Annotated in this window: 28 protein-coding genes; 10 read left to right on the forward strand and 18 right to left on the reverse strand. The window is 67.5% G+C overall.

All coding sequences use genetic code 11. The annotated features are described in order from the left end of the window. Positions 1–23: 23 nt before the first annotated feature. Positions 24–668: an orotate phosphoribosyltransferase gene (gene pyrE, locus U5S82_09730; protein ID MDZ7751925.1), complete on the reverse strand. Its 645-nt coding sequence runs from the start codon at positions 666–668 to the stop codon at positions 24–26. Between the two features lie 128 nt (positions 669–796). Between pyrE and U5S82_09735 the strand changes: the two genes are divergently transcribed. Then, positions 797–1,573 (forward strand): exodeoxyribonuclease III, encoded by a 777-nt coding sequence (locus tag U5S82_09735; protein ID MDZ7751926.1) that lies wholly within the window; start codon positions 797–799, stop codon positions 1,571–1,573. 614 nt (positions 1,574–2,187) lie between these two features. Here U5S82_09735 and U5S82_09740 read toward each other — a convergent pair. Continuing rightward, the gene (locus U5S82_09740; protein ID MDZ7751927.1) at positions 2,188–2,640 is read right to left on the reverse strand and encodes a DUF4426 domain-containing protein; all 453 of its coding nucleotides are present in this window, start codon (positions 2,638–2,640) and stop codon (positions 2,188–2,190) included. 495 nt (positions 2,641–3,135) lie between these two features. On the opposite strand from U5S82_09740, the gene U5S82_09745 reads away from it, so the two are divergent. Continuing rightward, positions 3,136–3,963 (forward strand): hypothetical protein, encoded by an 828-nt coding sequence (locus tag U5S82_09745; protein MDZ7751928.1) that lies wholly within the window; start codon positions 3,136–3,138, stop codon positions 3,961–3,963. Positions 3,964–3,973: 10 nt separating this feature from the next. On the opposite strand, the gene U5S82_09750 is transcribed toward U5S82_09745, so the two are convergent. From U5S82_09750 to U5S82_09765, 4 genes are all read right to left on the reverse strand, one after another. Further along, entirely contained in the window at positions 3,974–4,267 is a 294-nt protein-coding gene (locus U5S82_09750) for a DUF167 family protein (protein MDZ7751929.1), read from the reverse strand. Further along, positions 4,264–4,836 carry a YggT family protein gene (locus U5S82_09755; protein MDZ7751930.1) on the reverse strand — a complete coding sequence of 191 codons (573 nt, stop codon included), beginning with the start codon at positions 4,834–4,836 and terminating at the stop codon, positions 4,264–4,266. Before U5S82_09755 ends, U5S82_09750 begins: the two co-directional genes overlap by 4 nt. Position 4,837: 1 nt before the next feature. Further along, a complete protein-coding gene (gene proC, locus U5S82_09760; protein MDZ7751931.1) occupies positions 4,838–5,659 on the reverse strand; it encodes a pyrroline-5-carboxylate reductase in 822 nt (273 codons plus the stop codon). An 88-nt stretch (positions 5,660–5,747) separates the two neighbouring features. Next, on the reverse strand, positions 5,748–6,440 hold the full coding sequence (locus tag U5S82_09765) for a YggS family pyridoxal phosphate-dependent enzyme (GenBank protein ID MDZ7751932.1): 693 nt from the start codon (positions 6,438–6,440) through the stop codon (positions 5,748–5,750). 124 nt (positions 6,441–6,564) lie between these two features. On the opposite strand from U5S82_09765, the gene U5S82_09770 reads away from it, so the two are divergent. From U5S82_09770 to U5S82_09780, 3 genes are all read left to right on the forward strand, one after another. Next, positions 6,565–7,599 carry a type IV pilus twitching motility protein PilT gene (locus tag U5S82_09770; GenBank protein MDZ7751933.1) on the forward strand — a complete coding sequence of 345 codons (1,035 nt, stop codon included), beginning with the start codon at positions 6,565–6,567 and terminating at the stop codon, positions 7,597–7,599. Between the two features lie 173 nt (positions 7,600–7,772). Continuing rightward, positions 7,773–8,936 carry a PilT/PilU family type 4a pilus ATPase gene (locus U5S82_09775; GenBank protein MDZ7751934.1) on the forward strand — a complete coding sequence of 388 codons (1,164 nt, stop codon included), beginning with the start codon at positions 7,773–7,775 and terminating at the stop codon, positions 8,934–8,936. 95 nt (positions 8,937–9,031) lie between these two features. Then, the gene (locus tag U5S82_09780; protein ID MDZ7751935.1) at positions 9,032–10,090 is read left to right on the forward strand and encodes a PilT/PilU family type 4a pilus ATPase; all 1,059 of its coding nucleotides are present in this window, start codon (positions 9,032–9,034) and stop codon (positions 10,088–10,090) included. Between the two features lie 38 nt (positions 10,091–10,128). Here the strand turns inward: U5S82_09780 and U5S82_09785 are convergent, their stop codons facing one another. Further along, complete coding sequence (locus tag U5S82_09785; GenBank protein ID MDZ7751936.1) at positions 10,129–10,455, reverse strand: DUF2007 domain-containing protein; 327 nt, start codon at positions 10,453–10,455, stop codon at positions 10,129–10,131. Between the two features lie 18 nt (positions 10,456–10,473). Then, the gene (locus U5S82_09790) at positions 10,474–10,839 is read right to left on the reverse strand and encodes a DUF6164 family protein (GenBank protein MDZ7751937.1); all 366 of its coding nucleotides are present in this window, start codon (positions 10,837–10,839) and stop codon (positions 10,474–10,476) included. Between the two features lie 209 nt (positions 10,840–11,048). On the opposite strand from U5S82_09790, the gene U5S82_09795 reads away from it, so the two are divergent. Beyond that, positions 11,049–12,089: a diguanylate cyclase gene (locus U5S82_09795; GenBank protein MDZ7751938.1), complete on the forward strand. Its 1,041-nt coding sequence runs from the start codon at positions 11,049–11,051 to the stop codon at positions 12,087–12,089. Positions 12,090–12,135: 46 nt separating this feature from the next. Beyond that, on the forward strand, positions 12,136–12,582 hold the full coding sequence (locus U5S82_09800) for a hypothetical protein (protein ID MDZ7751939.1): 447 nt from the start codon (positions 12,136–12,138) through the stop codon (positions 12,580–12,582). A 36-nt stretch (positions 12,583–12,618) separates the two neighbouring features. Here U5S82_09800 and U5S82_09805 read toward each other — a convergent pair whose 3' ends face one another. From U5S82_09805 to U5S82_09850, 10 genes are read right to left on the reverse strand one after another with little or no spacing between them, the layout of a single operon-like run. Next, positions 12,619–13,512, reverse strand: a complete 894-nt coding sequence (locus U5S82_09805) for a dihydroorotate dehydrogenase electron transfer subunit (protein MDZ7751940.1) — start codon at positions 13,510–13,512, stop codon at positions 12,619–12,621. Beyond that, on the reverse strand, positions 13,509–14,792 hold the full coding sequence (locus tag U5S82_09810; GenBank protein ID MDZ7751941.1) for a dihydroorotase: 1,284 nt from the start codon (positions 14,790–14,792) through the stop codon (positions 13,509–13,511). Before U5S82_09810 ends, U5S82_09805 begins: the two co-directional genes overlap by 4 nt. After that, positions 14,792–15,763, reverse strand: coding sequence for an aspartate carbamoyltransferase catalytic subunit (locus tag U5S82_09815; protein ID MDZ7751942.1), 972 nt, complete (start codon positions 15,761–15,763; stop codon positions 14,792–14,794). The genes U5S82_09810 and U5S82_09815 overlap by 1 nt, the downstream gene beginning before the upstream one ends. After that, positions 15,760–16,227: a bifunctional pyr operon transcriptional regulator/uracil phosphoribosyltransferase PyrR gene (gene pyrR, locus U5S82_09820; protein ID MDZ7751943.1), complete on the reverse strand. Its 468-nt coding sequence runs from the start codon at positions 16,225–16,227 to the stop codon at positions 15,760–15,762. The genes U5S82_09815 and pyrR overlap by 4 nt, the downstream gene beginning before the upstream one ends. 42 nt (positions 16,228–16,269) lie before the next feature. Then, on the reverse strand, positions 16,270–16,698 hold the full coding sequence (gene ruvX / locus U5S82_09825; GenBank protein MDZ7751944.1) for a Holliday junction resolvase RuvX: 429 nt from the start codon (positions 16,696–16,698) through the stop codon (positions 16,270–16,272). After that, the gene (locus tag U5S82_09830; GenBank protein MDZ7751945.1) at positions 16,679–17,239 is read right to left on the reverse strand and encodes a YqgE/AlgH family protein; all 561 of its coding nucleotides are present in this window, start codon (positions 17,237–17,239) and stop codon (positions 16,679–16,681) included. The genes ruvX and U5S82_09830 overlap by 20 nt, the downstream gene beginning before the upstream one ends. Positions 17,240–17,294: 55 nt before the next feature. Continuing rightward, positions 17,295–18,248: a TonB family protein gene (locus U5S82_09835; protein ID MDZ7751946.1), complete on the reverse strand. Its 954-nt coding sequence runs from the start codon at positions 18,246–18,248 to the stop codon at positions 17,295–17,297. A gap of 19 nt (positions 18,249–18,267) precedes the next feature. Beyond that, the gene (locus U5S82_09840) at positions 18,268–19,416 is read right to left on the reverse strand and encodes an FAD:protein FMN transferase (GenBank protein MDZ7751947.1); all 1,149 of its coding nucleotides are present in this window, start codon (positions 19,414–19,416) and stop codon (positions 18,268–18,270) included. Further along, complete coding sequence (gene gshB / locus U5S82_09845) at positions 19,413–20,375, reverse strand: glutathione synthase (GenBank protein ID MDZ7751948.1); 963 nt, start codon at positions 20,373–20,375, stop codon at positions 19,413–19,415. Before gshB ends, U5S82_09840 begins: the two co-directional genes overlap by 4 nt. Then, positions 20,372–20,860, reverse strand: coding sequence for a thioredoxin family protein (locus tag U5S82_09850; GenBank protein MDZ7751949.1), 489 nt, complete (start codon positions 20,858–20,860; stop codon positions 20,372–20,374). Before U5S82_09850 ends, gshB begins: the two co-directional genes overlap by 4 nt. Positions 20,861–21,021: 161 nt before the next feature. On the opposite strand from U5S82_09850, the gene hemC reads away from it, so the two are divergent. The 3 genes from hemC to U5S82_09865 are packed head-to-tail and all read left to right on the forward strand — an operon-like array spanning position 21,022 to position 23,195. After that, positions 21,022–21,966, forward strand: coding sequence for a hydroxymethylbilane synthase (gene hemC, locus U5S82_09855; GenBank protein ID MDZ7751950.1), 945 nt, complete (start codon positions 21,022–21,024; stop codon positions 21,964–21,966). Then, the gene (locus tag U5S82_09860; GenBank protein ID MDZ7751951.1) at positions 21,947–22,747 is read left to right on the forward strand and encodes a uroporphyrinogen-III synthase; all 801 of its coding nucleotides are present in this window, start codon (positions 21,947–21,949) and stop codon (positions 22,745–22,747) included. Before hemC ends, U5S82_09860 begins: the two co-directional genes overlap by 20 nt. A 55-nt stretch (positions 22,748–22,802) precedes the next feature. Further along, on the forward strand, positions 22,803–23,195 hold the full coding sequence (locus U5S82_09865; protein MDZ7751952.1) for a PTS fructose IIA subunit family protein: 393 nt from the start codon (positions 22,803–22,805) through the stop codon (positions 23,193–23,195). Position 23,196 lies beyond the last annotated feature (1 nt).

Genomic DNA, 23,196 nt, shown 5'->3' on the forward strand with positions numbered 1-23,196 from the left:
AGACTTCCCGACATGCGGCGGCTTCAGCTCACGCCATAGCGTGCCCGGTAGTCCTCGACCTGGGACAGGGTGGCGCCCATGTCCTGTCGTTGGGCCAGGTACGCCACCACCTGATCCAGGGTGACGATGCTGATCACCGGCATGTGCAGGTCATCCCGGATCTCCTGGATGGCGGAGCGCGGGCCCTGGCCCCGTTCCTGGCGGTCGAGGGAAATCACCACTCCCGCCGCCTCGGCCCCGGCACTCTGTATGATGTCCACCGACTCCCGCACCGAGGTCCCGGCGGACACCACATCGTCCACGATGAGGGCGCGCCCCGCCAGGGGGGCCCCCACGGTGTCGCCGCCCTCGCCATGGTCCTTGGCCTCCTTGCGATTGAAGCAGAACGGCACTTCCCGTTCATGGTGCTCGGCCAGGGCGATGGCGGTGGCCGTGGCCAGGGGGATCCCCTTGTAGGCGGGGCCGTAGAGCATGTCGAACTCCACATCCCCATCCATGATGGCGCGGGCGTAGAAGGCACCCAGGCGGGCCAGATGACGGCCGGTGTTGAACAGTCCGGTATTGAAGAAATAGGGGCTGCGGCGGCCCGACTTCAGGGTGAAATCGCCGAACCGGAGGACCTCCACGTCGAGGGCGAAATCGATGAACTGCTGCTGGTAGTCTTTCATGGTGCTCCCGTTGTCGTAGGGTGGGCCGGTGGCTGTGGCACTCCGTCGCGCAGCGGGCGGTTTGCCTGGTGCCGGTGGATATTGTCTACTCTGGCGACTCGTGTCGCCAGCCGCCCGGAGAACCCGCTTTGCGCATAATCACCCTCAACGCCAACGGCCTGCGGTCCGCGCGGCGCAAGGGCCTCTACGAGTGGCTCGCCGCCGCTGCCGCGGACGTGATCTGCCTGCAGGAGACGCGCATCCAGGACGACCTGGTGGCGGCCGGCGATTTCCATCTCGAGGGCTATCATTGTGCCTTCCATAACGCCCAAAGGCCCGGTTACAGCGGCGTCGCCCTGTTTTCCCGGGCCGCCCCCGACGAAGTCCGCCACGGCATCGGCTGGCCCGACGTGGACGCCGAAGGCCGTTACCTGGAGGCCCGCTTTCCGGGGCTCTCGGTCGTCAGCCTCTATCTGCCCTCGGGCTCATCGGGGGACCAGCGCCAGGGGGTCAAGTTTGACCTCATGGCCCGCCTGGCCGGGCACCTGGCGTGGCTGCGACGCCAGGGCCGGGAGTGTGTCATCTGCGGCGACTGGAACATCGCCCATCGCCAGGCCGACATCAGGAACTGGCGGGGCAATCAGAAGAATTCGGGCTTCCTGCCCGAGGAGCGGGCGTGGCTGGACCGGGTGTTCGGACCCCTCGGCTGGGTGGACGCCTTCCGGCGGGTCAACCACGAGCCCCACCAGTACACCTGGTGGTCCAACCGTGGCCGGGCCTGGGAGAAGAACGTCGGCTGGCGCATCGATTACCAAGTGGTGACCCCCGCCATGGCCGAACGGGTGACGGGGGCGTCCATCTACAAGGACCGGCGCTTTTCCGATCACGCGCCGCTGATCATCGACTATGTCGACGGGACGGACTGATCCCGCGTTTGTGCGCCGCCGCCGGGGCCGATAACCTGCGCCGGGACGATCCAATCTCGAGAGAGAAGAACGCCCTGAGCGATACCGTTAACTCTCATGGCGATACGCGCCGCCCAAGATGATGAAAGAGGAGCGCGTATCGCCATGTTCGTTCCCTCACCCCATCCCTGTACTCCGGGCATCCTGCCCTTCGCCCTGCGGGCCGCGCCAGGGCGCGTTCAAATCCGTTCCCGACGGATTTGTCCCAGAGGGAGAGGGGGCGTTCGTGCTTCGCGTCTTTCACGTTAAATACCGGCCTACACCGATTACCTGGAAGGCCGGCTCCACGACCAGGACTACAGTAAGACGGAACTGGCCATGGCCCTGTCGGGGCTGCCCTCGGTCGAGTCCTGCTGAGGCCCGGAGTCAACCCTTGGTCTTGCGCCGGATGACGGCCGGGTCGGCCGATGGCGCGCCGATTATATCCACTGCGGATGTCGCGTGGAGCGGGTGGCCCGGTCGCGGCCGGCTATGACCGAGATTCCCCTATGGCTGCTGTTGCTGGTGTTCGCCCTGCTGCTGTTCCACGACGCCTGGGACGGTGTCCCGGCGGCGCCCGCCGTGGCGGTTTCCCTTCAGCGCGCGACGTAGAACTGCCGCTGGAACTTCAGCTTGTAGGGCGTATCCGTGTCCTCCGGCACCGCGGTGATGTGGAAGGTCAGGGTGTCGCCGTGGTTCACTGTGATGGTCCCCAGGTTGTAGATGGCGCCGCCGTCATCCACCTGGCGCATGTCGATGGTGTACAACTGGTTGTTCAGGTTGGTGGCGGTGGCGCTGATGTCCGCCGATACTGGCTTGCCGGTGGTGCCCATGATCTTCTTCAAGACGGTTACGTTCAACAGCACGCGGTTGGGACTGCGGGTGATACCGTAACTCTGGGCCACCTGGGGCAGCAGGTTGTCGGTGTTGAGGGCGTTGTAGTGGATGACGTATTCACCCACGTCTACCGACTGCTCCGCCGCGGCGCCGAAGGATGCCAGGGCGAGCAGCAGCGCGCCGAGGGATTTGAGAACCGTGTTGTTGTGCATTGGGGCTTCCTCATGAGTTGTCGTTGCGGCGCGTGGCGGCTTCGCCGCGGCCGGCGCCGTTGTCGCGTTGTCTATACCGGATGACCGGCGGCACGGGCTTGTTATGGCAATGGGCGCAGGAAGTAGCTTAGCCGGGATCAGAGGCCTCACCAAGTCCCCGCTGTTGTCGGCGCTTTCAAGGGAACTCTCATGGCGATACGCGCCACCCAAAATGGTGAAAGAGGAGCGCGTATCGCCATGTTCGTTCCCTCACCCCATCCCTGTACTCCGGGCATCCTGCCCTTCGCCCTGCGGGCCGCGCCAAGGCGCGTTCAAATCCGTTCCCGACGGATTTGTCCCAGAGGGAGAGGGGGAGTTCGTGCTTCGCGACTTTCACGTTAAGGCTTATGAGTCGGGCGTTCCTGTCGCTAATTCCCACGGAGGGGCTAGAATTTGATGGTTGGCATCCACCCGCCGGGGATAGTCGACGCCTCGGCGGGTCCAGGGGGTTGCAGCATGGCATTACTCGATGAACTGAAACAACAGGCCAGGGACGCCGAGGCGCGGCGCGAGGAGGAACGGCGCAGCGCTGCGTCGGAGGCATCCATGTTCCGCAAACGGGCCCAGCCGGCCATGCTGCGAGCCTACCACTACCTGCGTGAGTTCGTGGACAATCTGGTCAAGGCCGACCCGGATATCTTCTCCGACTACGAGGTGGAGGGGGCGGGTCGCCTCGAGCGCTTGCGCCAGCATGACTACATGCTGAAGGCCGACGATGTCCCCGATACCAACGACCTGACCCTGTCCTACGTGTGTTCCCGGGACGAGACCGTCACCTTCAGGGTCTTCACCCGTGACGGGGTCAAGCGGGAGCGGGAGTATCTGTGGAAGCACGGCATGCTTTTCAATTTCCGGGAAGACGTCGGGGCGGCGGGCAGCGCCTATTGCGGGAGCTTCGAGATGGAGGCCCACGTGCGGGTGTCAGTGCATTTCGAGATCGCCGCCCAGGAGCAACGGATCCGCATCACCACCAAGAACCTCAACCACATCGGCGCCGACGTGTACCAGGTCAAGGTGGAGGACTTCACCGAGAGTTTCCTCGAGGAGTTGGCCAAGTCGGTGCTTCACCAGCCCAACACCTTCGACGAGCTGATGGGCTTCAAGGTGGGGGACGATGTGCGGACCCAGCTGCGGGAACGCCTGCAACGGGAGGCCGAGGCCAAGGCGCGGGAACTGGGGGAACGCCCCGCCCGCAGGAAGCGCTCAAAGGCCATCGCGGCGGATGGAGACACCGCGGGGGCGGGGCCCAAGAAGAAGGGCTTCCTGCGCTCCCTGTTCGACTGAGGCGCGCCCTTCAGTCTTCCGCCACGGCCCATGGCGGCAGGACGCCGGCGCCCCGGATGAGCACCTGTTTGCGGCGCCCCGCGATGCCGCGCACGATATCCACGTCGTGCCCCGATACCCCGAAGGCCCGCGCCAGGAAGCGCTGCAGGGCCTTGTTGGCGGCGCCCTCCACCGGCGGCGCCGCCACGCGGATCTTCAGGCGCCCGCCGTGCACGCCCGCCACCGCCGTGGATTGGGCACCGGGCTGGACATGGAGTTCCAGCACCAGGGCCTCACCGTCCCGGCGCAGCCACGGCGCGCTCACATCACGCCCGCGACGCCCAGGCCCTGGAGGGGGCCCACCACCAGGATCTTGACGAGTTGCAGCCCGATGAGCACGAACAGGGGCGACAGGTCCAATCCCCCCATGGGGGGCAGCAGTTGCCGCACCGGCGCCATCACGGGTTCCGTCAGCCGGTGGATGATGGCGGTCACGTCGTTGTAGACCCCGGGGTTCACCCAGCTCATGACCACCTGCACGATGATCATGAAGATGTAGAGATTGATGGCCAGTTCGATGAGTCCGGCCAGGGCCAGGAACACCATCTGCACCGGGCCCGGGGAGACACCGCCGAAGGCCGAGAGCAGATACAGCTCCACCAGCTTGAGGACCAGCATCAGGACGATGGCCGCCACGTCCACGCCGCCGTAACCCGGGATGTAGCGCCGCAACGGGTTGAGCAGCGGCGCCGTGGCCTTGACGGTGAACTGGGAGATGGGGTTGTAGAAATCCGCCCGTACCAGTTGGAGCAGGAAGCGCACCATCACCACCGTGATATAGAGATAGAACGCGGTGTGGATGAGAAAGTAGCCGGCGTTACCCACGGGGCCCATGTCAGTCGGCCCCCTGCTCGTCGGCCAGGGTAACCGCCCGGGCGCGGGCGCGCTCCAGGGCCTCGCCCACCAGCCGCCGCAAGCCTCCTTCCTCGAAATGGCGGATGGCGGCCTCCGTGGTACCCCCCGGTGAAGTCACTCGCGCCCGCAGCTCCGCCGGGGTTTCGTCGCTCTCCATGGCCATCTTGGCGGCCCCGAAGGCGGTCTCCATCACCAGCAGCCGGGCCGTGGCCGGCGGCAGGCCCATGTCCACACCGGCCTCGGCCATGGCCTCCATGAGCATGAGGAAATAGGCGGGTCCGCTGCCGGAGACGGCAGTCACCGCGTCCATCTGGGACTCTTCAGTCACCCATTGGGTGAGGCCCACGGCGCGTAGGATGGATTCCCCCTGATCCTGCTGGGCGCTGGTGACGTGGCGATTGGCGAACAGGCCGCTGGCGCCGCAGCCCAGCAGGGCCGGGGTGTTGGGCATGGCGCGGATGATGGCGGCGTCGAAGCCGAGCCAGCGGGCGATGGAATCCACCCGGATGCCGGCGGCGATGGAGATGAAGAGGGGCGCGCGTTCGGCCAAGCCTGGGCCGATCTGCCGGCACACGGCGCCTAGAACCTGGGGCTTCACCGCCAGCACCATCGCGTCGGCGGCGACGGCGGTGTTGTCCGCCACGGCATGGACGCCGAAGCGTTCATTCAGGGCCTGGCGGCGCCCCGCCTCGGGTTCGGCGACGGTGATGTCGGCGGCCGGCCGGCCGCTGGCGATGAGGCCGCCGATGAGGCTGGTGGCCATGTTGCCGCCACCGATGAAACAAATGGTTGTATCAGACATGGATCAGGGTCGTTCGTGGGTGTCCAGGGAAAGGCATCGCGTGGACAAGGGTACCATGCATGGATGGCGTTGGAAGCCATCTCGCGGCTCATGGAAAGGTGGCCCGGGGGCCGAAGATGCCGGTGCCCACCCGCACCAGGGTGCTGCCCTCGGCGATGGCCGCCTCCAGGTCCGCGGTCATGCCCATGGACAGGGTGTCCAGGGCCAGGCCCGCGGCATTGAGTTCCCGCAGCAGGCCGGCGAGCAGGCGGAAGGGTTCGCGTTGGCGGGCGGGATCCGCGGTGGCGGCGGGCACGCACATCAGGCCGCGCAGGCGCAGCCCCGGCAGGGGGGCCAGGGTGCGGGCGAGAGCCAGGGTGTCGGCGGGGGCGACGCCGGCCTTGGCGGCTTCGCCGCTGACATTCACTTCGATGCAGACATTGAGGGGGCCGAGGCCGGGCGGGCGCTGAGTGGCCAGCCGGCGACCGATACGCTCGCGGTCCACGGTGTGGATCCAGGCGCAGCGCTCGGCCACCGCCCGGCTCTTGTTGCTCTGCAGGGGGCCGATGAAATGCCATTCCAGATCCAGGTCCCGCAACCCATCCATCTTGGCCACGGCCTCCTGGACATAGTTCTCGCCGAAGGCCCGCTGGCCGGCGCCATGGGCAGCGCGGATGATCTCGGGGGGATGGGTCTTGGAGACCGCGAGCAAGGCCACATCCGCCGCCACCCGCCCGTGGGCCGCCGCCGCGGCGGCGATGCGGGCCCTCACGTTACGGAGGTTGGCGGCGACGGATATCATGGCTATCACCATTGTGGGCTAAAAGGCCCGACAAATCTTCCGCTATACCGGGTTGGGCTATACTTTCGAACCAACGTCCGGGGCATCCGTTCCGGCTCGGTAGATCACATCTGGGGAGTATTTGATGGATATCGGCGAACTGTTGGCATTCTCGGTCAAGAACGGGGCCTCCGACATGCATCTGTCGGCGGGTCTGCCGCCAATGATCCGGGTGGACGGGGACGTCCGTCGCATCAACGTGCCGCCGCTGGATCACACCACGGTCCACGACCTGGTGTACGACATCATGAACGACAAGCAGCGCAAGGATTACGAGGAGTTCCTGGAGACGGATTTCTCCTTCGAGATCCCGGGGCTTGCCCGTTTTCGTGTCAATGCCTTCAACCATAATCGCGGTTCCGGCGCCGTGTTTCGTACCATCCCCTCCAAGATCCTGACCCTGGAGGACCTCAACGCCCCGGAGATCTTCAAGAGCATCTCCGACCACCCCCGCGGCGTGGTGCTGGTCACAGGTCCCACGGGCTCGGGCAAATCCACCACTCTGGCCGCGATGGTGGATTACAAGAACAACACCGAGTACGGTCATATCCTCACCATCGAGGACCCCATCGAGTTCGTACACGAGAGCAAGAAATGCCTGGTGAACCAGCGCGAGGTGCATCGTGACACCTTGGGCTTCAACGAGGCCCTGCGCTCCGCCCTGCGCGAGGACCCGGACGTCATCCTGGTGGGCGAGATGCGGGACCTGGAGACCATCCGGCTGGCCTTGTCGGCGGCGGAGACCGGCCACCTGGTGTTCGGCACCCTGCATACCAGCTCGGCGGCCAAGACCATCGACCGCATCGTCGACGTGTTCCCGGCGGCGGAGAAGGACATGATCCGGGCCATGCTGTCTGAGTCGTTGCGGGCCGTGATCTCCCAGAGCCTGCTCAAGAAGGTGGGCGGCGGCCGGGTGGCGGCCCACGAGATCATGATGGGCACCCCCGCCATCCGTAACCTCATCCGCGAGAACAAGATCGCCCAGATGTACTCCGCCATCCAGACCGGCCAGCAGTTCGGCATGCAGACCCTGGACCAGAACCTCCAGGAACTGTTGCGCAAGGGCCTGGTGACCCGGGACGAGGCGCGCAAGAAGGCGTCCAGCAAGGACAGCATCTAGTGTCCCACGCCTGTCATCCGCTCCCCGGCGGGTCGCGGAGCACCCGGCAGGGATGTGCCCTGACTGCTGCCGTTACCTTGCCCGGGGCGAATTTCAGATCATTTTCGCGGTATCGAGGCCCCGTGGTTCGGGTGTCCGCGACGAACAAGGCCCACCCCAGGAGGATGTGACGCGTGGAACGGGAACAGGCAATCAAATTCATGCTGGACCTGCTGAAGCTCATGGTCCAGAAGAAGGGGTCGGACCTCTTCATCACCGCGGACTTTCCGCCGGCCATCAAGATCCACGGCAAGATCACGCCGGTCTCCAAGAAGGCCCTGACCCAGGAGAATACCCAGGCGATGGCCCATGCCATCATGAACGACAAGCAGATGAAGGAGTTCGATGCCACCAATGAGTGCAACTTCGCCATCAACCCGCCGGGTATCGGACGCTTCCGTGTCAACGCCCTGATCCAACAGGGTTGCGCCGCCCTGGTGCTGCGCACCATCGAGACCGAACCCCCCACCCTGGAGAGACTCAACCTGCCCAAGGTGATGAGCGACATCGCCATGACCAGACGCGGCCTGGTGATCATGGTGGGCGGTACCGGCTCCGGCAAGTCCACGAGTCTCGCGGCCATGATCAATCACCGCAACGAGAACTCCTACGGCCACATCATCACCCTCGAGGACCCTATCGAGTACGTCCATCCCCACAAGAACTGCATCATGACCCAGCGCGAGGTCGGCATCGACACCGAGGACTGGGGAGTGGCCCTCAAGAACACCCTGCGACAGGCGCCGGACGTCATCCTGCTGGGAGAGATCCGCGACCGCGAGACCATGGAGTACGGCATCCAGTTCGCGGAGACCGGCCACCTGGCCATGGCCACCCTCCACGCCAACAGTTCCAACCAGGCCCTGGATCGCATCATCAACTTCTTCCCCGAGGAGCGCCGGCCCCAGTTGCTCATGGACTTGTCCCTCAACCTCAAGGCGGTGGTGTCCCAGCGCCTCATGCGCACGGTGGACGGCAAGGGCCGGGTGGCGGCCATCGAGGTGCTGCTCAATTCGCCCCTTATCGCCGATCTGATCCTCAAGGGAGAGGTCTACGGCATCAAGGAGATCATGGCCAAGTCCAACGAACTCGGCATGAAGACCTTCGATCAGGCCCTGTTCGACCTCTACGAGGCGGATAAGATCTCCCTCGATGAGGCCCTGCGCAGTGCCGACTCCGCCAACGAACTCCGGCTGCGCGTCAAGCTCGAGGGCAAGGCCGCCAAACAGGGCGGGGGCATGGGTTCCCTGGACAATCTCACCCTGGCCGAAGACGCCGACGAGCACAGCGTGCGCTGAGGGCGTTCCGGCGTCACCCGGGCATGGGCGCCCGGAGGAAGCGGCCAGGATGGTCGATGATCGTCATTGCATGACAACACAGCAGGAGACACCCGGTGGATATCGTCCCTTATCTGAAGCTCATGGTGGAGAAGAACGCCTCGGATCTGTTCTTCACGGTGGGTGCGCCGGTGAAGATAAAGATCGAGGGCCTGCAGAAGCCGGTGGGCAAGAGCATCCTCACCAGCGAACTCTCCCGCGGCGCCGCCTACGGCATCATGAGCGATGATCAGATCAAGGAGTTCGAGCAGAACCTGGAATGCGACTTCGCCATCACCATGCCTGGCGGCGATGCGCGTTTCCGCGTCAACGTGTTCCGCCAGCGCGGCGAGGTGGCCATGGTGCTGCGCCTCATTCCCTCGGACATCCCCACCCTGGAACAATTGAAGCTGCCCCTGATCCTGAATGAGCTGATCATGCACAAGCGCGGCCTCATCCTCATGGTGGGGGCCACCGGTTCGGGCAAGTCCACCACCCTCGCCGCCATGATCGATCACCGCAACTGCAGCGCCGCGGGCCATATCCTCACCATCGAGGACCCGGTGGAATTCGCGCACCCCAACCGCGAGTCCATCGTCAACCAGCGTGAGATCGGCGTCGACACCTACTCCTATCGAGCGGCCCTGCGGAGTTCGTTGCGGGAGGCCCCCGACGTCATCCTCATCGGCGAGATCCGTGACCGCGAGACCATGGAGGCAGGGTTGGAACTCAGCAACACCGGCCACCTGGCCATATCCACCCTGCACGCCAACAACGCCAACCAGGCCCTGGAGCGGGTCATCAACCTGTTTCCCCAGGACCAGCACAAGCAGCTGTTCATGGACCTGTCCCTGAATCTGCGGGCCATCATCTCCCAGCGCCTGGTGATGGGGGTGGATCAGAAACGCTGCGCGGCCATCGAGATCATGATGATGACCCCTCACATCGCCGAACTCATCCTCAAGGGGGATATCGACGAGGTGAAGGAGGCCATGGCCACCAGCGGCGCCAAGGGCATGCAGACCTTCGACGACGCCCTGTTCAGGCTCTACAGGGACGGCCGCATCACCCTCGAGGAGGCCCTCACCAACGCCGATTCCAAGACCAACCTCGAGGCCAAGATCAACTTCGGCTGAAAGGGCCCGGGACATGGGGCGCGCCACCGGAGCCGCCGTCAGGCCCCGCGTATCAGCAGATAAAGAGAGGCCGCCAGGAGGGCAAGCAATGCCGCCACCAGGAGTTTCGGCACGGTGGCCGGTCGGTCCGCTTCTTGCCCTGCCCCGGATGATTCCCCGGCCGCCGTGTATTCCCCCACCAGTTGGCGGGCGCGGCCGAGGTCGGCCGCTTCCACCTGGACGTTGGCGAAGCCCATGGGCGCCAGCTCTCCCACGCCACCCTGGAGATAGTAACCGCCCACGTGGGCCTCGATGCCGTGGGCCTGGAGCATGCCGGAGACGATCTCCGCCTCGGCGATGTCCTGGGCCCGGTAGACGATCTCCACGACGGCAAGCCCGCCCCCTCAGCCACCGAGGCCGAGAAAGGGCTTGATGGACACGTAGAGTACCAGCCCGATGATGGCGCCATAGAACACCAGGCGCAGGGGCCGGTCCCGGGCCTCGTCCAGCAGGGTGCGATGGCGTCCTGTGGCCGCCAGGCGCTCGTATTCCTCCCGGGCTTGGGCCGCCCGGCGGGCCTGGTAGTCCGCCACCAGGGCCCGCGCCTCGGCGAGCCGCTCATGATCCCGCAGCCACAGGGCGGGCAGGGATATGCCCCAGTTGCCCGGGGGCGTCTCGTAGAAGTCGAAGCCATGGTCCCGGAGCAGGGCGCGCAACTCCTCCGCCTCGTCCTCGAGCACGCCCCGCAGATTGACCAGTTGAACCGCCATGGCGCCAGTTTAACCACTGGGGCCCATTCCTCATACCGGGGCCTTCCGTATGGCGCCCTCCGGGTAAGGTCTTGCCGGATTTGTGAGCGGCTTCGCCACGCATTCCCGGATTATTAATCAGAACCCGTGATATGCCTCGGCCTTCCGCGGCCGTAAGGCCATTCCGTGGGTCAGAATATAATAAGTCACGACTTTTGGAGCAGCCGCCAATGGGCGTTCCGCTTTACAACTTGCTCTTGCTGCTGGCGTTCATCGTCATGGCGGTGGCGATCGTCGTCATGGGGACGAGGCTGCGGCGCGTGACAGGTGCACTCGCTGAGTCCAAACGACGGGAGGGTGCGTTGAGTTCCCAGGTGGAGGCGTTGCAGCGCCTCCGGGAGAGGCTGCAGGAGGCGCAGGAGTTGGCGGGGCTGCGCACTTGGGACTGGGAGATGACGGGGTCGCCGGAGACGTGGGCCGCTCGAACCTTCCGCCTGTTCAGCTTCATCCAAGGAGCGGAGGCGGAGGACGAACAGCTGTCCGTGCGCACCGTGCATCCCGAGGATAGAGAGGACGTTCAGGCTGCCATCGTCCACGCCATCGAGCATACCGGCGTCCTGCGGGTTTCCTTCCGCACCGTGGGAGGCGCTGGAGAAGTGAAACATCTGGAGGCGCGGGCGCGGATCCGTCGCGCTGCAGAGGGGCCGGCACGGATCCTAGGCACCGTCCTGGATGTCACCGAACTCAAGCACGCCGAAGCGGCCTTGCGTCGCACTGCCGCCACTGATGGCCTGACCGGGGCCTATACCCGTGGCCATTTTTTCGAACTCGCCGAGCGTGAGTTCGAGCGGTGGCGTCGCTACGGCCATGACGTCGCCGTCATGATGTTGGATGTGGACGAGTTCAAACCCCTAAACGATGCCTTCGGCCACGCATTTGGTGACGAGGTGCTGCGGGCTTTGGTGAGGACCGCACGCCAGGCCCTGCGTCGCAGCGATATCCTCGGACGTTACGGCGGCGATGAATTCGTCGTGATGCTGCCCAATTCCTCCATCGAGGAGGCTGCCGAGACCGCCACGCGCCTCGGCGCAGCGGTGGCGGCTCTGGTGCTGCCAGTATCCGGCGGTGCCGGTGAGGCGCATCTGACGGTGAGTATCGGCGTGACCGGGATAAGCGCTGTCGATGCCGATGTGGAGGCGGCACTTAAGCGCGCCGACAAGGCCCTGTATGATGCCAAGGCGGCGGGTCGGAACCGGGTCGCCAGACGTTGATCGGGGCGAGTGGCATCGCCCTGGGACGTGTTCTCTCCAAGGCGAATTGAGGGGACATGGGTACATCGGCGGTTATATCATCTCCGCCTTCATCGCCAGCCATGAGTGCATCGTCGTGATCAATCGCGCCGCCATCATCCTCAGATACAAGCAGCCGGCCATCGCCTGGCTCAACGCCGTCGAAGCACCGCCGGATGGCAGCGAACTGACGGCGGCGGACACCGATCACGAGTCCACGCTCTATCTCATAGCGCCGGAAGATGCGGAGACCTGGGATACGGTGGAGGAATGGGTCGCCATCAACTATCAGACCCTGTTCGAGGCGGAACTCGAGGCGTGGTATGCCGATCCGGCGTTATGGCCGCATGACCGCGGTTATCCGGTGTTCCGGGACTGGTTCGATATCGAGTGTCATACCGTGCTGGTGGATACCGTGGGCACGCCCATTCTCGATGAGGACGATGAGGAGGCGCCTCCCTACCTGGATGCCTGACAGACCCTCCCGGGTGGAGTGGTGCGGCGCGTGTTTTCAGGCCTTGCCGTCGAGAAACAACTCGGGAAACACGGCCCTGGCCTCGAACACGGGGCCGTCCACGCACACCCGCTTCATGGCCGGGCCCTGATCCGTCAATACCTCCACGGTGCAGCCGGCGCAGCCGCCCACGGCACAGGCCATGAATTCCTCCAGGGACAGCTGACAGGGCAGATGGTACGCGGCCGCCATACGGGCCACGGCCTCCAACATGGGGTGGGGGCCGCAGGCGAAGATCTCCACCTCGCGGCGTGCGGCGTCGTCCAGGGTGTCCAGCCACAGGAGCGCCAGATCCGTGACGTAGCCCTGGTGGCAGCCCGCGTAGCCCTGGAGGCTGGTGAGGCGGCTGGGGACCCCCCAGTCCTCCAGCAGGGGCATGCCTGCATCCACGCCATCGGGCATACCGGCCACCTCCAGCCTGGAATGCCAGGGGCGGAAGGGGAAGGGCACCTCCGAGCCCATGATGACCAGGGGCCGGTAGCGTGGATCCGTACGCAACTCGTCGGCCAGGAACACCATGGGCGGGATCCCCACGCCCCCGCCCACGAGCAGCGGGCGGGGGCGCTCGGGCGAGGCCATGAAGGGCCGGCCGATGGGGCCCAGCACGCTCACTACCTCCCCCAGCCGCCGCCGGGACAGCTCGCCGGTGCCGTCCCCAACCACCTTGTAGAGGAATTCCAGCCAGCCATCGCGGGCGTCCACCCGCATGATGGACAGGGGCCGGCGCATGGGCAGCCGCGGCCCGCAGGTGATATGGGCGAAGCTGCCGGCGCGGGCCCGGGCGGCGATGCGCGGCGCGTCGATCCTGAGAATATACTGGTCCCCCTCGTAGGCCTCGTGGGCCACGACCCCGGCGTCCTCCACGAGCAGGCTGTCGCGATGGCTGCTCATGGTTCCTCCAGGCGGTAGACCAGCCGCCCCGCCACGAAGGTGTGGGTCACTTCGCCCTTGAACTCCCAGCCCATGAAGGGGGTGTTGTGGCCCTCGCTCCACAGGCGATCCCGGGTCAGCCGCCAGTGGCGCTCGGGGTCGAAGACGCAGATGTCCGCGGGGCGGCCGGGGCTCAGGGTGCCGGCCTCGAGGCCGAACACCCGGGCCGGCTCGTAGGTGATGCGCGCCAGGGCCTGCTGGAGGGTGAGCAGGCCCTCGTCCACCAGCCGCAGCGTGAGGGCCAGCAGCGTCTCCAGGCCGCTGATGCCGGGCGCGGCCTCGGTGAAGGGAGCCTGCTTGGCGTCGGGCTCATGGGGCTGATGGGCCGCGCAGAGGGTGGCGATGGTGCCCTCGTGTACCCCCTGGCGCAGGGCGTCCCGATCCCGCTGAGTGCGCAGGGGCGGGCGTACCTTGCACGCCGAATTGAAATCGGTCAGGTCCATCTCCGTCAGGAACAGGTTGGGCAGCGCCACGTCGGCGGTCACCGGCAGGCCGCGGCCGCGGGCCTGGGCCACCATCTCCACGCCGCGGGCGGTGGACAGGCCACAGATGTGGGCGCGCACGCCGCTGGCCTCCACCAGCAGCAGGTCCCGCGCCAGGGTGATGGTCTCGGCGGTTTCCGCCAGCCCCGGCAGCCCGAGGCGGGTGCCCACCGCGCCCTCGTGGGCGGCATGGTCCCGGGCCAGCCACGGGTCCTCGGGGAACAGCAATACCGTGAGGCCGAAGGTGGCGGCATACTCCATCGCGCGGCGTACCACCTCGGTGTTCTCCATCACCCGGTAGGCATTGGAGACGCCGATGCAGCCGGCGTCCCGCAACGCCCCCATCTCCGACAGCCGGCTGCCCTCGAGGCGCTGGGTCAGGGCCCCCTGCACCTCTACCCGGGCGCAGCCCACGGCAGCCGCCCGCTGGTGGATGAGTTCCACCACCGCCGGGGTGTCCACTACCGGGTCGGTGTCCGGCGTACAGCATAGGGTGGTGATGCCGCCGTGCACCGCGGCCCGGCTTTCGCTGGCGATGGTGGCCTTGTGTTCCTGGCCCGGCTCCCGCAGCGAGGCCCGCAGTTCGATGAGGCCGGGACACACCACGTTGCCGTCGACATGGAACTCGCGCTCGGCCTCGAAGTTCGCGGGCGTCGGGCCGAGGCCGACGATGAGTCCGTCCTCCACGTGGATATCCAGCTGCTCGTCGATGCCGTTGGCGGGGTCGACCACCCAGCCGCCGCGGATGCTGATACCCATCAGGCCTCGCCTCCTTCCACCGCTGGCGGATTGCCGAGACACATGGACATCACGGCCATGCGGATGGCGATGCCGTAGGTCACCTGTTGGAGGATCACCGAGTGGGGGCCATCCGCCACGTCGCTGTCGATCTCCACGCCGCGGTTCATGGGCCCCGGGTGCATGACGATGACGTTGTCGTCCGCTACCGCCAGGCGCTCTTCGGTGAGGCCGTAGTAGCGGAAGTATTCGTGCTGGCTGGGCAGCAGGCCGCTGTCCATGCGCTCGTTCTGGAGCCGCAGCATGATGATCACGTCCACGTCCTTGAGGCCGCGGCCGAGGCGGGTATAGACATGGACCCCCATGTTCTCGATGAAGGGGGGAATGAGGGTACGCGGGGCCACCACCCGGATCTCCGGCACGCCGAGGATCGACAGGGCGTGGATCTGGGAACGCGCCACCCGCGAGTGCATGAGATCCCCCACGATGGCCACCTTGAGATGCTCGAAGTGCTGCTTGTGGCGGCGGATGGTGAACATGTCCAGCATGGCCTGGGTGGGATGGGCATGGCGGCCGTCGCCGGCGTTGATGACCGAGACATGGGGGGCGACGTGGGAGGCGATGTAGTGGGCGGCGCCGCTGGCGTCATGGCGCACCACGAACATCTCGCACTGCATGGCCTCGAGGTTGCGCAGGGTGTCCATGAGGCTCTCGCCCTTCCGGGTGGCCGAGGCGGACACGCTGAGGTTGAGCAGATCGGCCGACAGCCGCTTGGCCGCCAGCTCGAAGGTGGAGCGGGTGCGGGTGCTGGGCTCGAAGAACAGGTTGGCGATGGTCTTGCCGCGCAACAGGGGCACCTTCTTCACCACCCGCTCCCCCACCCCCACGAAGGACTCGGCGGTGTCGAGGATGCGGGTCAACATGGGGCGGTCCAGCCCCTCGATGGTGAGAAAATGGCGGAGCCTGCCTTCGTCGGTGAGCTGCAGGTTCATCGGGCCTGCTTGAACTCCAGGCCCAGGGGCTCCGGGCCGGTGAGCTTGATGTGGTCCTGGGGGCGCAGGGACAGGCGGGTGCCGGCCACGTCGGCGCGGATGGGCAGCTCGCGACCGCTGCGCTCCACCAGTACCGCCAGGGTGACGCTGGCCGGCCGGCCGTAATCGAAGATCTCGTTCAAGGCGGCGCGGATGGTACGGCCCGTGTGGAGCACGTCGTCCACCAGCAGCACGTGGCGGCCGTCCACGTCGAAGGGCAGCATGGAAGGCTGGACCTCGGGATGGAGGCCGATGCGGGTGAAGTCGTCGCGGTAGAAGTTGATGTTGAGCTCGCCCATGGGATCGGCGACGCCGAGCCTGGAACGGAGCCCCTCGGCGACCCACACGCCGCCGGTGCGGATCCCCACCACCAAGGGGGCCTCGCGCGCCTGGGCGGCCAGAAAGTCCCGGAGTTCGGCGCACATGGCCTCGAGCAGGGCCTCGACTTGGGGTATTTCCTTCATGGTTCAGGCGTTGGCGTTGAGCCAGGTCTCCAGAATGATGGCCGCGGCATGCGGGTCCAGGTGGGTGACGGGGCGTCCGTCGTCTTCGAGGCGGCGCGCCGCCTCACGGGTGCTCAGGCGCTCATCCATCAGGTGCACGGGCACACCGAAGCGGCCGTTCAACTGGCGGCTGAAGCGGCGTGCCCGTGCCGTGATGGCCTGCTCGCTGCCGTCCATGTTCAGGGGCAGCCCCACTACGGCGGCCTCCGGTTGCCATCGTGCCATCAAGGCGGCGATGGCCTCCCAGTCGGGGCGATCATGCTGCACCCGGATGGTGTCCAGGGGGTGCGCCGTGGCGGTGATGCGCTGGCCCACGGCGGTGCCGATGCGGCGGGTGCCGAAATCGAAGCCCAGCAGCACCCCGCGGGGCCGTTCATGCGTGGCCGGCGTCACTCGACAACATGTTCTGGTCGATGCCGAGCAGGGCCAGGGCCTCTTCCCAGCGCTTCTCGAAGGGGGTGTGGAACAGGATGCGGTCGTCTGTCGGCCCCGATATCCAGGCGTTCTCGGACAGCTCGCGTTCCAGCTGGCCGGCGGCCCAACCCGCATAGCCCAGGGCCACCACCGATTCCTCCGGGCCCTCGCCGTGGGCGATGGCGGAGAGCACGTCGCGGGACGCGGTGACGCCGATGTCGCCGCCCACCGGCAGCATGGCATCCCAGTCGCCCCGGGGGCGGTGGATGACGAAGCCGCGCTCCCGCTGCACCGGTCCGCCTTCCAGCACGTGCAGGTGCTGGACCCGGTCCGATTCCGCCGTGATGTCCATCTGGGCCAGCACCTCGCCCAACTCCAGCTCCAGGGGGCGGTTGATGACGATGCCCATGGCGCCGTCTTCGTTATGGGCGCACAGCAGGGTCACCGTCTGATGGAAGTTGGGATCCGCCAGGCTCGGCATGGAGATGAGAAAATGGTTGGTAAGGTTCAACCGGGTCATGGCCCCATAGTATCGAATCTGGCCATGCCGGTTACAAGCGCCGTGACGGGTCGGATCAGCGCGCGAACAGTTGGTTGCTGCCGAGGAATTGCCAGGTGCGCTCGATGTGGAGGATGTCCGTTTCCTCCCTGATGCCGTCGGGAAAGCGCGCGAAGGGCGCGGCGAGGCGCACGATGCGCATGGCGGCGTCGTCCAGCACCTTCTCGCCGGAGGAACGCCGCAGTTGGATCTTGTTGATGCTGCCGTCGGGCTTGAGGGACACGTCCAGCAGCAGGCTGCCGGACAGACGCCGGCGCCGGGCCTCGTCGGGATAGTTGAGGTTGCCCACCCGTTCCACCTTGGCCCGCCAGGCCTCCATGTAGGCGGCGTATTTGTATTCCCGGGTGCGGGCGTTGATGTACTTGCGCCGGGGCCGCTCGGCATAGCGCTTCATGCGCACGTCCAGCTCCGCCGACAGGGTGGCCATCTCCAGGCTGCGATTGATGAGTTGGGCGGCCGATATCCTGGGCTCGGCCTCGGGTTCGGGGGCCGGCTCCGGTTCGGGCCGTGGTTCGGGCTCCGGCGGCTTCGGGGGCTTCGTCTCCACCGGCTCCACCTTGACCGCGGCCTTCTCCTGGGTGAGCACCCGCTTCTCGGGTGGCGGCTCGGGAGCGGGCGGGGGCGGCGGCGCGGGGGCGGGGGCAGCCGCGGTGACTTTGGGTTCCGCCGCCACCATGGGGGCCGGCGTCGGCGTGGTGGGCCGTGCCTTCTCGGGGCTCTCCCCGCCCCCTTCCTGGCTCGCCTGGGCGAGGAAGTCCGCCTGTTCCGGGGGCTTCTCGGTTTCCTTCGGCACGAGGATGATGTCGAGGGTGTTGCGGCTCTCCCGTGGTGGTTGCTCGGGGATGAAGGTGACGCCGAAGACCACCAGGGCGTGCACCGCCAGGGCCAGCATGATGGAGACGCCGAGGCGCTCCGACGGCGCCATGGCGGCGGGGGATAGGGATTGGAGGCGGGCCAACAGGGTGCGCATGTCGGAAGACGAGTCTACCTCAATCCGCGGGCCCGGCGGCACGGGGGACGGGCCGGGGGTTGGGCCGGGGGTTGGGCAGGGGCAGCACGCGCACGGCCGGGGGCTCGCTGGTGAGTCGCAGGCGCTGCTCCATGGCTGGGGTCATTTCTATCTCCAGATCGGCGGTGATCACCAGGGCTTCGGTGACGCCGAGGCGCGCCGCCACCGCCGGCCAGGCGCCGGCGCCGGTTACCATCAGGGCGGTGGCGGCGGCATCGGCGGTGGTGGCGTCACCGTGTACCACCGTGGCGGAGGCGGCCCCGCGGCTGGGCCAGCCGGTGCGTGGATCGATGATGTGGTGGTAACGGGTGCCCTGCCATTCGAAGTGGCGTTCGTAGTCCCCTGACGTGAATACGCTCTCGTCCCCCGCCACCTCGAGCCGTGCCAGGGCCCCCGGGCCGCGGGGGTGGCGCACGCCGATCTGCCAGGGGCGCTCCCCCTTGCTGCCGATGGCCCGCAGGTCGCCGCCGGCGTTGATGACGGCGTCGTCGATGCCGAGTTCGCGCAGGCGCTCCATGGCACGGTCCACGCCGTAGCCTTTGGCGAAGGCCCCGAAGTCCAGGCGCACGGCGGTGTTGGTACAGCGCACCGTGGTGTCGTCCAGGTGGATATCGGTCATGGCCGGCGCCGCCGCCACCAGTTCGGCGATGGCCGCGACGGGGGGCGCCCGGGGCTCCGGCAGGTCGGCGTGGAAGCCCCACAGGGCCACCAGCCGGCCGATGGCGGGGTTGAACAGGCCGCTGCTGCGCTCCGACAGGGTGGTGCCGAGGCGTACCAGATCCACGACCCCCGGGTCACCTTCAAAGGGTTCGCCCGTGGCGCAGCGCTCGTTGAAGGTGCCGAGGGTGCCCGGGCGCCAGGCGTGCCAGGCCTCGTTCATGTAGTCGAACTCCCCGGCGAGGGCCTCGAAGGCCTGCTCCGCCAGGTCTGCCTCCACCCCCCACAGGGACACCTCGACGAGGGTGCCGAAGGTGTAGAGCTGGCGCTGATGCAGCTGGGGCGGGGCCTCGCAGCCCGCCGCCAGCACCAGGACCAGGGGGAAGGCAAGGGCCGCCACGACGCAACGGCCGAGGATGTGGCGGCGTCCCGGGGGCCGGTTGCCCGGGCGCGGGCGGGCTGCCCCCGTCACGCGTCCCGGCGAGCGGTGAGGCGCTGGTGGATGGCGTCCATGAGGGTGCCGGCGATGTCCAGGCCGTAGATGGCGTCCAGCTCGCGGATGCAGGTGGGGCTCGTGACGTTGACCTCCGTGAGCCAGTCGCCAATGACGTCGAGGCCGACGAAGACGAGCCCCTTGTCCCGCAGGCAGGGGGCCACCCGGGCGCAGATCTCGCGGTCACGCTCGGACAGGGGCACGCCCATGCCTCGCCCGCCGGCCGCCAGGTTGCCCCTGGTCTCGCCGCGGGCCGGGATGCGCGCCAGGGCATAGGGCACGGCCTCGCCGTCCACCAGCAGGATGCGCTTGTCGCCGTCGCGGATCTCGGGGATGAAGCGCTGTACCATGGTGTAACGCTGGCCGCGGTCGGTCATGAGTTCCAGCACCACGCTGGTGTTGGGGTCGCCCTCCCGCAGCCGGAACACCGATTCGCCGCCCATGGCGTCCAGGGGTTTCAGGATCACGTCGCCGTGCTCCATGAGGAAGTCGCGGATGCGCTCGTTGTCACGGTCCACCAGGGTGGGGGTGCAGTACTCTGGGAACCAGGCGGTGTAGAGCTTCTCGTTGACGTCCCGCAGGGCCTGGGGGCGGTTCACCACCAGGGTGCCGTCGCGCTCTGCCGCCTCGAGGATATAGGTGGCGTAGATATACTCCCGGCGCACCGGCGGGTCCTTGCGCATCAGCACCACGTCCAGCTCGTACAGGGGGGCCAGGACCCGCGCCCCCAGCTCGTACCAGCCGCCGGGGTTGTCCGTGACGGTGACGGGGCGACGGCTGGCCCAGGCCACGCCGTCGCGCATCAGCAGGTCGTCGGGCTCCATGTACCACAGGCGCCAGCCGCGGGCCTGGGCCGCCAGCATCATGGCGAAGCTGGAATCCTTCTTGATGTTGATGGCCGCGATGGGGTCCATCACCACCCCTATGTCCACGGTCATGGTGCGGGGTCCGGGGTGGCGAGGCGGGCCTCGGCGGTCTCGACGGCCCGCTCCAGGTAGGCCCCGTAGAAATCCACCGTGCCCAGACCCACCATGCGCCGGGCGAGTTCGCGGCCCTCGCCGTCGAGGAACAGCAGGGTGGGCACCAGGGACACGGCGTAACGTTGCGCGATGACGTCCGCCCCTCGTCGCGCGCCGTCGAAGTCGCGCACCGCGGGGCCGTCGATGGCGAGTTCCCGCAACAGCGCACGCCCGGCATAGTCGCCGCCGATGATCATGGGCACCAGGAATTCGTCGCGCACGCGGTCGCAGTAGCCGCAGTAGGAGGCGCTCATGAGGAGCACGATGGGGATGTCTCGGGCAGCGGCGCGGGCGCCGGCGTCGGCCAGGTCCCGCGTCAGCAGGGTCTCCCGGGGGTCGGCTGAGGCAGGCCCCGAGACGAACAGGGCGAGCAGGGCGGCAAGGAAAATCGAAGTCTTGATCATCACGTCAAGGGGCCATGGAAAGGCTCCAGTATCCCATGCCCCCGGGGTGGTTGGCATCCCGTTCATTTGCATCGCCCGCGGGGCGACATTACTGTTTGCCCTCCCGCGGCGGCGATCCCGCCCGTCACCCCACCGTGGATCCCGAAAAGGTCGACCATCCCATGAACGTCATTCGAATCGCGACCCGCAAGAGCCCGTTGGCCCTGTGGCAGGCGGAGCACGTGGCCCAGCGACTGGTGGCGGCCCATCCCGGCCTGGCGGTGGAGTTGGTGACCATGACCACCCGCGGCGACCGCATCCTGGATGCCCCCCTCGCCAAGGTGGGGGGCAAGGGGCTGTTCGTGAAGGAACTGGAGCAGGGCATGCTGGAGTGCACGGCGGACATCGCCGTGCACTCCATGAAAGACGTGCCGGTGGAGTTTCCTGACGGTCTCCACCTGCCGGTGGTACTGGCCCGGGAGGACCCCCACGACGCCTTCGTGTCCAACCGCCTCGATCGTTTCGAGGACCTGCCGGAGGGCGCCGTGCTCGGCACCTCCAGCCTGCGCCGCCAGGTGCAGTTGCGGGCCCTGCGGCCGGACCTCCGGGTACGGGATCTGCGGGGCAACGTGAATACCCGCCTGGCCAAGCTCGATGGTGGCGACTACGACGCCATCGTGCTGGCGAGTGCGGGTCTCATGCGGCTGGGGATGGGGGGACGCATCGCCAGCCGCCTGACCACGGAGCAGTGTCTGCCCGCCATCGGCCAGGGCATCATCGGCATCGAATGCCGTAGCGGCGATGGCTCCGTGGAGGCCCTCATCGCCCCCCTGGCGGATCGCGACAGCACCCTGCGCATCACCGCCGAGCGGGCCCTCAACCGGCGCCTCGCGGGGGGCTGCCAGGTGCCGGTGGCGGGCCACGCGGAACTCGTGGGGGAGACCCTGCGGTTGCGGGGGTTGGTGGGGCGGCTGGATGGCAGCGAGGTGCTGCGGGACGAGGTGAGCGGTGCCCCGGAGGATGGCGAGCGGTTGGGCATCGAGCTCGCCGAGGCCCTCATCGCCGCCGGTGCCGATGTCATCCTGCGGGAGGTCCTGGGGGAGGCCGGTGGCCACCCGGCCGCTTGAGGGCCTGGGGGTGGTGGTGACCCGTCCGCGCCACCAGGCCGCCGGGCTGGTGGCCGAGTTGGAGCGCCGGGGTGCCCGGGTCATGGAGTATCCCCTGCTGGAGGTGGCACCACCCACGGACGAGGCCCCCGCCCGAGCCCTGGTGGACCGTCTCGACGACTACGGCCTGGCCATCTTCATCAGCGCCAACGCGGCCCAGTGGGGGCTGGAGTTGGTGCGCCGCCGGGGGCGCAGCCTCGCCGGGTTGGAGGTGGCGGCGGTTGGTGGCGCCACCGCCCGCGCCCTGGCGGCCCAGGGCGTGCGCCCCGCCGTGGTGCCGCACCAGCGCTTCACCAGCGAGGGTCTGCTGGAGCTGCTGCCCGCCGAACGGGTGGCGGGGCGGCGCATCATCATCTTTCGCGGCGAGGGGGGGCGGGCCCTGTTGGCGGACGAATTGAGGGCACGGGGCGCGCGGGTTGACTATGCTGAGGTCTATCGCCGGGTGATGCCGCAAGACACCGACGGCGGGCGGCTGACGGCGGCCTGTGGGGCCGGGGAGGTGGACGTGCTGTTGCTCACCAGCCGCGAGGCCATGGAGAATCTGGTGGCCATCGCCGGCCCGGGGCTCGATGCCTGTACCGGGGGCGTGCGTCTGCTGGTGGTGAACGAGGACATGGTGGCGCGGGCCCGCGAATTCGGCTTCCGTCTGAGGCCCCTGGTGGCGGCGCGGCCCGACGACGCCAGCCTCGTGGCGGCCCTCGAGGGCTGGCAGGCCGCCGGGCGTGCGGAGGCTTCGCCTTGAAGAGATACCGGCCGTCGCCGCTTTTCCCGGCATCCACGAACACTGGGGCAGCCATTTGAGCGTTGGTGTATTGCTGATCACCCATGATTGCATCGGCTCCAGCCTGGTGGCCGCGGTCACCCGCATGCTGAGCGAGCTGCCCCTGGCCCTGGACAGCCTCGACGTGCCCTGCGACAGCGACCCGGACGAGATGGCGGCCCTGTTGTGCCGGCGGCTCGAGGCCATGGATCAGGGCGATGGCGTCCTGTTGTTGACGGACATCTTCGGCGGCACCCCCAGCAACATCGCCTGCAATGCAGCGTCGGGGATCCCGGTCCGCATGGTGGCGGGGGTCAATCTGCCCATGCTGGTGCGGGTGCTCAACTACCCGCAGCTGCCACTGGGCGAACTCGCCGAGAAGGCCCTGAGCGGGGGCAGGGAAGGCGTGTTCGCAGGGAACGAGGCCTGAT

This window comes from Gammaproteobacteria bacterium (assembly GCA_034522055.1).
Lineage (GTDB): Bacteria > Pseudomonadota > Gammaproteobacteria > JAABTG01 > JAABTG01 > JAABTG01.

What these genes read in the sequence shown, in the direction of transcription:
- U5S82_09795 (MDZ7751938.1), top strand. Translation starts at nt 11,049, where the DNA reads ATGGGCGTTCCGCTTTACAACTTGCTCTTGCTGCTGGCGTTCATCGTC.
- U5S82_09850 (MDZ7751949.1), bottom strand. Translation starts at nt 20,860, where the DNA reads ATGATCAAGACTTCGATTTTCCTTGCCGCCCTGCTCGCCCTGTTCGTC.
- proC (MDZ7751931.1), bottom strand. Translation starts at nt 5,659, where the DNA reads ATGTCTGATACAACCATTTGTTTCATCGGTGGCGGCAACATGGCCACC.
- U5S82_09745 (MDZ7751928.1), top strand. Translation starts at nt 3,136, where the DNA reads ATGGCATTACTCGATGAACTGAAACAACAGGCCAGGGACGCCGAGGCG.
- U5S82_09765 (MDZ7751932.1), bottom strand. Translation starts at nt 6,440, where the DNA reads ATGATATCCGTCGCCGCCAACCTCCGTAACGTGAGGGCCCGCATCGCC.
- U5S82_09755 (MDZ7751930.1), bottom strand. Translation starts at nt 4,836, where the DNA reads ATGGGCCCCGTGGGTAACGCCGGCTACTTTCTCATCCACACCGCGTTC.
- U5S82_09740 (MDZ7751927.1), bottom strand. Translation starts at nt 2,640, where the DNA reads ATGCACAACAACACGGTTCTCAAATCCCTCGGCGCGCTGCTGCTCGCC.
- U5S82_09815 (MDZ7751942.1), bottom strand. Translation starts at nt 15,763, where the DNA reads ATGAACCTGCAGCTCACCGACGAAGGCAGGCTCCGCCATTTTCTCACC.
- U5S82_09790 (MDZ7751937.1), bottom strand. Translation starts at nt 10,839, where the DNA reads ATGGCGGTTCAACTGGTCAATCTGCGGGGCGTGCTCGAGGACGAGGCG.
- U5S82_09805 (MDZ7751940.1), bottom strand. Translation starts at nt 13,512, where the DNA reads ATGAGCAGCCATCGCGACAGCCTGCTCGTGGAGGACGCCGGGGTCGTG.
- pyrE (MDZ7751925.1), bottom strand. Translation starts at nt 668, where the DNA reads ATGAAAGACTACCAGCAGCAGTTCATCGATTTCGCCCTCGACGTGGAG.
- hemC (MDZ7751950.1), top strand. Translation starts at nt 21,022, where the DNA reads ATGAACGTCATTCGAATCGCGACCCGCAAGAGCCCGTTGGCCCTGTGG.
- U5S82_09770 (MDZ7751933.1), top strand. Translation starts at nt 6,565, where the DNA reads ATGGATATCGGCGAACTGTTGGCATTCTCGGTCAAGAACGGGGCCTCC.
- gshB (MDZ7751948.1), bottom strand. Translation starts at nt 20,375, where the DNA reads ATGACCGTGGACATAGGGGTGGTGATGGACCCCATCGCGGCCATCAAC.
- U5S82_09810 (MDZ7751941.1), bottom strand. Translation starts at nt 14,792, where the DNA reads ATGGGTATCAGCATCCGCGGCGGCTGGGTGGTCGACCCCGCCAACGGC.
- pyrR (MDZ7751943.1), bottom strand. Translation starts at nt 16,227, where the DNA reads ATGTGCGCCGAACTCCGGGACTTTCTGGCCGCCCAGGCGCGCGAGGCC.
- U5S82_09830 (MDZ7751945.1), bottom strand. Translation starts at nt 17,239, where the DNA reads ATGACCCGGTTGAACCTTACCAACCATTTTCTCATCTCCATGCCGAGC.
- U5S82_09835 (MDZ7751946.1), bottom strand. Translation starts at nt 18,248, where the DNA reads ATGCGCACCCTGTTGGCCCGCCTCCAATCCCTATCCCCCGCCGCCATG.